The organism is Vibrio sp. 1457 (assembly GCF_033340195.1).
In the GTDB taxonomy this organism is placed as follows: domain Bacteria; phylum Pseudomonadota; class Gammaproteobacteria; order Enterobacterales; family Vibrionaceae; genus Vibrio; species Vibrio alginolyticus.
The window spans coordinates 1-1,223 of sequence record NZ_JAWOWA010000099.1 but is presented as its reverse complement, the minus strand read 5'-3'; the positions used below and the strand labels follow the sequence as shown (position 1 = coordinate 1,223).

Annotated in this window: 3 protein-coding genes; 1 reads left to right on the top strand and 2 read right to left on the bottom strand. The window is 53.1% G+C overall.

The window, feature by feature from the left end:
• Both R7Z41_RS24010 and R7Z41_RS24005 read right to left on the bottom strand, forming a co-directional pair.
• Window positions 1–341, bottom strand: a 341-nt coding sequence (locus tag R7Z41_RS24010; protein ID WP_411913146.1) for a sodium:solute symporter family transporter, incomplete at its 3' end; no start/stop codon positions are given.
• The gene (locus R7Z41_RS24005) at window positions 338–652 is read right to left on the bottom strand and encodes a DUF485 domain-containing protein (protein WP_001014565.1); all 315 of its coding nucleotides are present in this window, start codon (window positions 650–652) and stop codon (window positions 338–340) included. The genes R7Z41_RS24010 and R7Z41_RS24005, both read right to left, overlap by 4 nt.
• A gap of 280 nt (window positions 653–932) precedes the next feature.
• Here R7Z41_RS24005 and R7Z41_RS24000 point away from each other — a divergent pair.
• Window positions 933–1,223, top strand: a 291-nt coding sequence (locus R7Z41_RS24000) for a class II glutamine amidotransferase (protein ID WP_318141640.1), incomplete at its 3' end; no start/stop codon positions are given.

The window sequence follows — 1,223 nt, the reverse complement described above, 5'->3', positions numbered from 1 at the left end:
CAGCCCACCAGGAAGCCCAGCGAGTAAATTAAGCCGTCATAGCCGGAGGTAAACACCAGCGCGGAGATCCCCAAGAATGAGGCGGCGGACATATAGTCCCCGGCAATCGCCAGCCCGTTCTGGAAGCCAGTGATATTGCCGCCTGCGGTGTAGTAGTCGCTACGAGAACGTACGCGTTTTGATGCCCAGTAGGTAATGCCGAGCGTAAACACGACGAAAATCAGGAACATAATAATCGCCTGCCAGTTCGTTGGCTGGCGCTCTACGGCCCCGCTAATAGCATCCGCGGCGTTAGCTGCGAAAGGGAGTGTGGCGGCAAGCGCCGTCAGAACTCTTTTCATGATGCTTGTACCTCATGCAGGACTTCATTATTAAGACGGTCGAATTCGCCGTTCGCCCGCCAGATGTAGATACCGGTGAGAACAAAGGAGATCACAATCACTCCAACACCAATTGGAATACCGCGTGTGACGCTGGTGTTCGGATTCAGCGGCGTGCCCAGCCAGCCGGGCGCGAAGGCGATCAGTAAAATAAAGCCGATATAAACTGCCAGCATAATAATCGACAGGATGGTGGCAAACCGTTGCCGTTTTTCGACTAACTCCCTGAAATGCGCATTGTCTTCTATCCGCTGATAAATAGTGCCATTCATCACAGATTCTCCAGAGGTAATGTAGGGATTGTTTTAATTCCCGCGCCCTTATGGGAGCGGGTTAACGCCCAGGTAACCCTCGCCGAATGTAGGCTGGATAAGGCTTTATACGCCGCATCCGGCAATCAATGCCTGATGCGACGCTGACGCGTCTTATCATGCCTACAAATCTGTACGCGAACCGTAGGCCGAATAATGCGTTCACGCCGCATCCGACCTGAAAATTCTTAAATCAATCTTCGCCGGGGGCCATGCGCTCCCGCTGTTGTGGAGGTTACCCATGTGCGAATTGCTCGGGATGAGCGCCAACGTCCCTACCGATATCTGCTTTAGTTTCACCGGACTTGTACAGCATGGTGGTGGAACCGGGCCACATAAAGATGGCTGGGGCATTACCTTTTACGAAGGTAAAGGCTGTCGCACATTTAAAGATCCACAACCCAGCTTTAATTCCCCCATCGCCAAACTTGTCCAGGACTACCCGATAAAATCCTGTTCGGTGGTGGCTCATATTCGCCAGGCTAATCGGGGCGAGGTGGCGCTGGAAAATACCCACCCATTTACCCGCGAG